This is a genomic window from Tautonia sociabilis, from assembly GCF_003977685.1.
GTDB classification, from domain to species: domain Bacteria; phylum Planctomycetota; class Planctomycetia; order Isosphaerales; family Isosphaeraceae; genus Tautonia; species Tautonia sociabilis.
Genome location: NZ_RYZH01000104.1, coordinates 1 through 6,813 on the forward strand (window position 1 = coordinate 1; position 6,813 = coordinate 6,813).

At 70.4% G+C, this 6,813-nt stretch carries 4 protein-coding genes, 1 rRNA gene and 1 pseudogene; 3 read left to right on the forward strand and 3 right to left on the reverse strand.

The window, feature by feature from the left end; all coding sequences use genetic code 11:
- Positions 1-2,040 (reverse strand): N-6 DNA methylase (locus tag TsocGM_RS25390; RefSeq protein ID WP_148114895.1); only part of this gene is annotated, 2,040 nt, incomplete at its 3' end.
- Positions 2,041-3,789: 1,749 nt separating this feature from the next.
- On the opposite strand from TsocGM_RS25390, the gene TsocGM_RS25395 reads away from it, so the two are divergent.
- Together TsocGM_RS25395 and TsocGM_RS25400 are read left to right on the forward strand one after the other, a co-directional pair.
- The gene (locus TsocGM_RS25395) at positions 3,790-4,674 is read left to right on the forward strand and encodes a glycosyltransferase family 2 protein (protein WP_126728264.1); all 885 of its coding nucleotides are present in this window, start codon (positions 3,790-3,792) and stop codon (positions 4,672-4,674) included.
- A gap of 3 nt (positions 4,675-4,677) precedes the next feature.
- Entirely contained in the window at positions 4,678-5,115 is a 438-nt protein-coding gene (locus TsocGM_RS25400) for a lipid-A-disaccharide synthase N-terminal domain-containing protein (RefSeq protein ID WP_126728265.1), read from the forward strand.
- Between the two features lie 229 nt (positions 5,116-5,344).
- Here the strand turns inward: TsocGM_RS25400 and msrB are convergent.
- Positions 5,345-5,818 (reverse strand): annotated as a pseudogene (msrB, locus tag TsocGM_RS25405) (peptide-methionine (R)-S-oxide reductase MsrB); the annotation flags it as partial.
- 402 nt (positions 5,819-6,220) lie between these two features.
- On the opposite strand from msrB, the gene TsocGM_RS25410 reads away from it, so the two are divergent.
- Entirely contained in the window at positions 6,221-6,613 is a 393-nt protein-coding gene (locus TsocGM_RS25410) for an SNARE domain-containing protein (RefSeq protein WP_126728267.1), read from the forward strand.
- A gap of 76 nt (positions 6,614-6,689) precedes the next feature.
- On the opposite strand, the gene rrf is transcribed toward TsocGM_RS25410, so the two are convergent.
- A 5S ribosomal RNA gene (rrf, locus tag TsocGM_RS25415) occupies positions 6,690-6,797 on the reverse strand.
- Positions 6,798-6,813 lie beyond the last annotated feature (16 nt).

Here is a 6,813-nt window from a genome sequence, read left to right on the forward strand (position 1 = left end):
AACGATGGCTGATCCTCCGTCACGCCCACCGGTCGCCCGACCAGGTGCGACGTGACCTCCTCGCTGGCGTCCCGGCGGCGGCGTGAGTACCATCAAGTTCCCGTCCAGAGAACCCAAAGGCCATACACGTCCCTCGCGGAGCCCATGGAACTGCCCCCGGTCGACGGCTGCGTTCGGCATCACGAAGGCGAACCGGCCGCCGACGCGGAGGTAGCGCTCGACCGCTCGGACCAGGAACAGCCCGGAGAGGTCCTGGTGCGTGGCCACCTTCGCCCCATGCCACAGCCCCCGCTCCTCGCTGTACTCGCGGAACGCCTCCTGCATCGCCGGGGTCATGTACCGATACGCCAGCCAGGGCGGATTCCCGACGAGCGCATCGACGCGATTCTGGGGCAGGGCCAGCCACCAGGGCCGGGCCAGGTTGCGGACGTAGTAGCTCCAGATGTGGTCGCGGCCCTCGTCGTGCAGGTCGCAGAGCGTGCGGAAGGTCCCGTCCAGTGTCTCCCGCGCGGCGGGGGAGACGGCGTAGCGCTGGTAGAGCCCCGACAGCTTCGGAACGGCGCTCCCCGGCGTTCGGCTCCCGGCGAGCTTCGTCATCGACTCGACAATCTGGTTGAACCGCGCCGGGTCCTCGAGCAGCTCCTCCGGGAAGCGAAGTTCCGACTCGAACAGTTGCTTCCGGTCGTCCGTCTCGACGATCAGATTGCCGCCCGAGAACAGGTCTTGCGCCTCGCGCCGCCACTGGACCGCGTCCCCCAGGTAGACGGGGATCTGGATCGGGCCCCGATCGGGGCGCGTGAGGCGGTCGCGGCCGATGGCCAGGAGGTACGTGACCCGGGCCAGGGTCACCGCGACCGGATGCAGGTCCATGCCGAGCACATGATGCGTCAGGCCCCGGAGCGCCTCGGCCAGCGGCAGACCCGCGTCCTCGGCGGCGGCGAGGTAACGCCGGGCCGCCTGGAAGACGAACGTCCCCGAGCCGCACGACGGGTCCAGGACCCGGGTTTCGAGCGGCCGGTCGATCGTCTCCGAAACGATCCGCTCGGCGAGCCAGTCGGGCGTGTAGTATTCACCCAATCGCTTCCGGGTCGGCGCCGTGATGACCGACTCGTAAAGCACCTTGAGCACGTCGCCGCCCACCTCCTGCCATCGGAAGCGGCCCACGCGCCGGGCCATCGAGCGGACAAACCCCTCGCCGCCCGGGACGTGGACGACCCAGTCGAAGAAGTCGGCCTCGACGACGCCCGAAATGCCGCTCTCCTCGAACTTGTGGCCGCTCAGCAGCGAAGCCGGCGCGATCGCCGCCAGGTCGAAGCCGACCAGGGCATGCGCGATCACCTCGGCTGTGTTCACGAGGTAGGTATGCTCGACGAACAGCTCGTCACGATCCTCGAACTGGGTGCCGAGCGCGGTCGTGAGCAACCGGGCCCACAGGCGCCGTTTCATCAGGACGGCGGGGTGGTCGCGATGCCGCGCGAAGAGGTCGAGCAGCGTTTCCCGGTCGAGGGCATGGGCCGAGCTTCCCGCCCCGAGCCGCCGATGGATCTCGCGCGGGGTCGCCGGGATGTCCCGGGCGGTGGCGAGGACCCCCTCCAGCCAGATCAGGAACGCCTCGGCATCCGGCCGGGTCGGCGAGAGGGTGTAGGAGGAGACTTCCCGGGGAGCCCCGTCCGATCCCGAGTCGACGGGGAGGCAGACGCACCGCCAGTCGGAGCCGTCGGTCAGAATGCCCACGTACCGGCATCCCGTCTCTTTCTGCCGGGCAGCCAGGTAACCCGACAGTTGCCTGATCGCGTCGGGCAGGACGGTCCCGGCCGAGAGGTCGCGCTTGACCTCGATCAGGCAACTGCCGACCTCGATGTCGATCCGCCGTCGAACGCCCACCGGCGTCTCCAGGTCCGCGGTGACGACCTCCTCGGGAGCGAGCGCCAGCCACGTCGGAACCGTCAGGATCAGTTGCCGGATGTCCGCCTGAAGCGTCGCCTCGGAGCGGGAGGCATCGCGCCTGGCGATCCGGGCGAGGAGCTCGTCAACCATCATTTCGGGACGTCTCATGCCAAGGACAGGGCCGGCCCGGCCCGGTGGTTCCGAATCCGCCGGTGCGGAGCCCACCCACCCGGGCGAGGCAACGGATGGATCACAATCACGGAGGGAATGATCCCGGATCTCGTGGCAGACCGCCCGCCGGGTTGGAGTGGCCGGGGTCGTGGCGACCCCGGTCGCGGGGGCCCCCCGGGTCCGGGGTCGCCACGACCCCGGCCACCCCGAGCTTCCATGCTCCGTCTCCCGTGTCGTTCGGTCAGGAGTGATGCCGTTGGCGATGTTCAAGGGGGGATGGAGTGGCCCGGACGCCGAGTTGTCCGGATCGCGCAGCGATGAGAGGCGGCCGGGGAAGCGGGCACGAAGCACGCAAGCAACCGTTCGCGGTTGAACCGGCCGGACAACGAGTGGTCCGGGCCGCCTCGAGAACGCGATTGGTGTCATCGCCCGCCCCCGGGAATCGCCGATTGTGCACGCATTGCCAGTATCCTGCGGCATTCCCGGCCGATCAAGCAAACACCCTCCGGGCCGATCGACACGATCATACTGGTGAATGGCCCCCGCACCGCGACCGGAGCCCGAGCCTTCGGCCGGGCGAATGCCCCCGGGAACCTCGACCAATGATCCTCGTCGCCGCGCCGATCGGCCCGATCGCCCCTTCCCCCCCAACAGGAGAGCGCCTTCCGTCCCCGAGCCGGGACGGCGCGGGAGCCGGGGGCTCGGAGCGGCGCCGGACGCAGGAGTCACGCAGCCAATCGTGCAACCATCAAGGGAAACCAACACCCGAGTTGCCCTCGCGCCGGGAGGGGGAGGCCGGACGGAAGGCGGAGCGCTCGCCGGCGCGGGACGAACCCAATGCAGATCCCGCAATTCCCTGTTCAGAAAGGAGATCGGACGAATTCGAGCGAATCCAACCGAGCGCACCAATCGGCGCGCGGTGCCGCGAGGGCCCCGATCTCCCGGCGTCTCGGGCTCGGGCGGGCTCGGTCGAGGATCGCCGGGGGGATCGGCCGGGAGGCCGCGCGGGAGGCGGCGCTCGGCGCGCGGAGCGAACCCAACGCGATCGACGCAAGACCAATATCCACAAGGAATAATCCCCGATTCGTCAAAGCGCGCCGAAGCGCACCGAGACGCACCGATCGGCGCACCGGGACGGATCGGCCCGAGGGGACGAGGTTGGCCGAGGTCGGGTTGGGGGGAACGCGGCGAGGGTCGGGAGGGGTCAGGGATGGCGACGGGAGGCGGGCCCCTGGGTGGGGGTGAGGAGGGGGGGGCCGGCGACTCCGGGCAGATCGTGTGACTGAGGGGACGATCGGCTCCGATGGTATCGATCGGGCAGGGGAGGCGTCGGGCGATCGGGGAGCGGCGCAACGAGGCTCCCGGACGCGAGGCGAGGGCAGGGGGGATGGACAACGAGCGGAGGCCGGACGGGGGCCGGGGATGGGGCGCTCCGGGGGACATCGGGGAGGAAGGGGACCGGACCCGGCTCGGCGATCGCCTGGGGCCGCGGGGTCGATCCGGCGTCGGTTCGAGTCTCGGGTTCGGCTACTCTGGGAGGCGGGCCCATCCGGGATTGGCGTTCCCGGAGCACGGGAGGGCCAGCCTCCCCGGGCCCCCGGAGCGAAGGACCGATCGCCCCGGCATTGGGCTGGACGCCTGGGGCGAACCGTGCCATAACACCGGACCTTGGGGGCCCGGATGGCCCCGTTCGGAACGCGGGCGACCGAGCGCCCGGCAGGGAGGCGCGCCATGTCGACAATGAGGCCCGACCCGTCGCACCGCCCCGGCGGTTCCGCCCACCTGTCGCCCGGCCCGGCCGGGTCGTCGGGCGGGCTTCCGGACGAGATCAGCCTGTCGATCGTGGTGCCGGCCCGCAACGAGGCCGAGGCGCTTCCGCTGCTGATCGAGGAGATCGCGCGGGCCTTCCGCCCGATGGTCGGGCGCGAGCCTGGCCTCGGACACCGGCTGGAAGGCTTCGAGGTGATCTTGGTCGACGACGCATCGACCGACGCCACCCCCGAGGTCCTTTCCCGACTGGCGCCGAGGTATCCGGAGCTTCGGGTCGTCCGTATGGAGCGCAACGTCGGGCAGAGTTCGGCGATCGTGGCCGGGTTCCGAGAGGCCCGAGGCCGGTATGTCGCCACGCTCGACGCCGACCTGCAGAACGACCCGGGCGACCTGGCCCGGCTGTGGGATCTCCTCCCCGGGTACGACGCGGTGCTCGGCTGGCGGCGGAAGCGGGAGGACGTCTGGTCCAAGCGGCAGATCAGCCGGTGGGCCAACCGCATCCGCAACGCCGTGCTCGGGCAGTCGATCCGGGACACCGGCTGCTCGGTGCGGATCTTCCCCCGAGCGGTGGCGCTCCGACTACCGATGTTCCATGGGGCGCACCGATTCTTCGGGCCGCTGCTGCTACGCGAAGGCTGCGTGATCCGCCAGGAGCCGGTCGGGCATCGGCCGAGGCCGCACGGCAGCTCGCACTACTCGCTTCGGAATCGGTCGTGGACGGTCGTGGTCGATTTGTTCGGGGTGGCCTGGCTGATGCGGAGGCCGGTTCGGACCGGGGCGGTCGCGCCCCCGGCCGCCCCGGCGTCCGACCTCGCCCGCGCCGCCGCCGCCAGGCAGGAGGCCTGAGGCATGTCGTGGTCGTGGTTCGGGGTGGACAACTGGGCCGACGCGGCCTGGCTCGGGGTCGGGTTCCTCGGCCAGCTCGCCTTCACCTCCCGCTTTTTGGTCCAGTGGCTCGCCTCGGAGCGGCGGCGGGACTCCGTCGTCCCGACCGCCTTCTGGTGGTTCAGCCTCGCCGGCGGCCTGACGCTGCTGACCTACGCCCTGTTCCGGCTCAAGGATCCGGTCATCATCGTCGGGCAGGGAGCCGGGGTCCTCATTTATACGCGCAATCTTTACCTCATCTCCCAGGCCCGCCGCGGCGCCATGCCGGCGAAGGAGACCGCCGCCGAGGGCATGCTGCCGCCCGACCTCCGCGCCCACCCGGCCTCGACGGCCTCGACCCCTCCCCCGAACGGGACGGGGACGAGGGTCGAGACGCTCTCCCCCGTGACCGATCGCTCCTGATCGGCACCCCGCGCGACCCCGACCAGACTCGGATCGGGTCGGGTCGGGTCGGGTCGGATCGGATCGGAACGGCTCAGCGGCCCGGCGCCGGCTCCTCCTCAGGACCCGGTGTCGGGCCTTCGTCCGTCCCGGGCTCCCCCTTCGAGGGGTCCGGTGCCGGCTCCGTCTCCGGCTCCGTCTCCAGGATCGACCGGGCCGCCTGCTCGGCCTCGTACTCGGCTCGGCTCTGGAAGATCAGCGCCGCCGAGTTCATGCAGTAGCGCAGGCCGGTCGGCCTGGGGCCGTCGCGGAAGACGTGGCCGAGGTGGGCGTCGCAGGTTCGGCAGAGGACCTCGGTGCGGACCATGAAGTTGCTCCGATCGGTCTGCGTCCGCACGACCGACCGCTCCAGCGGCGCGAAGAAGCTGGGCCAGCCGGTCCCCGACTCGAACTTGGTCCTCGAGTCGAACAGCGGCGTCGCACAGCAGACGCAGCGGTAGATCCCATCGCCATGGTGGTCCCAGTAGCGGCCGGTGAAGGCCCGCTCGGTCCCTTTGCGGCGGGTGACGTAGTACTCGATCTCGGACAGCTGCTGCCGCCACTCGGCGTCGGTCTTCACCACGCTCGGCCCCCTCGACTGCGGGGCGGCGGATCGCCCCCGGGATGTCTTCGCGGCGGGCTCGTCCCCTCCCGCCCCCGCGCTCGCCAGCGCGGCGATGGCCAGCACCGCGGCCCCGTTGGCCAGAATGCGATTCCTCATCGGATTCCCTCCGCGTTCCGATACGCCGGTCGGGAGTTCAAGGCCCCTCCCTTCGATCTACCCGTTCGGGCTCTCCGATTCCAGGGCTCATCGCCGGAAGCCGCGGGAAGACCTGCCGCCTCGGGCTACGGGGCGACCCGGCCAGCTCGCCCGCATTTCCCCTGCACTGCGACGACGCTCCCGAGGAATCCCCGATTCGCTGCCATCCCGGATTTATCTTGAAGCAGCCGAACCGATCAGGTCACAATCCGCTGCGGCCATGCACGAGAGCCGTCAAACTCGCCGCCACAACCGGCTGCGTGACCGCTCGGCGGCCGTCCCCCGGCCGCCGGAACGTCTTGGACTCCGAAGTCCTGGAGGTCATCGATGTTGAACTCGCTTCGAGCGACGGCGATCGCACTCGCCCTGGTTGGTTCAAGCATCGCCCTGGGATACTCCGCCGGGGCGCAGGACGACTCCAAGCCGCCGGGAACGGTCGACCGGCCGGCCCAGGAGGGGACGCCCTCGAAGACTTATCCCCCCTACCGTCGCCTCCCCACCTACTTCGGGCTGGTCGGCGTGTCGGACCAGCAGAAGCAGGACATCTACGCGATCCGGGGACGCTATCGAGAGGAGATCGCCGCGCTGGAACAGCGGATCCAGGAACTGAAGCGTCAGGAGCTCTCCGAATGCGAGGCCGTCCTGACCGAGGCCCAGCAAAAGCTGCTCAATCAGATCAGGGCCGCCCGGGGCGGAAGGAGTGACAGCAGCGGGAATTAAGTGGGAGAGAGGAGAAGCTCAGCGCGCGAAGACGCCCCGCATCACGGGGGTGATGCGGGGCGTCTTCGGGAATGGGACCCGGCGATGACCGACGTTCGCGCCGAAGCACTATCATGGGCCCCGCGAGCTTAACGGCCGTGTTCGGGATGGGAACGGGTGTGACCTCGCGGGTCTGGTCGCCGGGAAGGCGTCCGTCCCGC

Coding starts and splice junctions, on each gene's coding strand:
- TsocGM_RS25395 (WP_126728264.1), top strand. CDS start 3,790: ATGTCGACAATGAGGCCCGACCCGTCGCACCGCCCCGGCGGTTCCGCC.
- TsocGM_RS25400 (WP_126728265.1), top strand. CDS start 4,678: ATGTCGTGGTCGTGGTTCGGGGTGGACAACTGGGCCGACGCGGCCTGG.
- TsocGM_RS25410 (WP_126728267.1), top strand. CDS start 6,221: ATGTTGAACTCGCTTCGAGCGACGGCGATCGCACTCGCCCTGGTTGGT.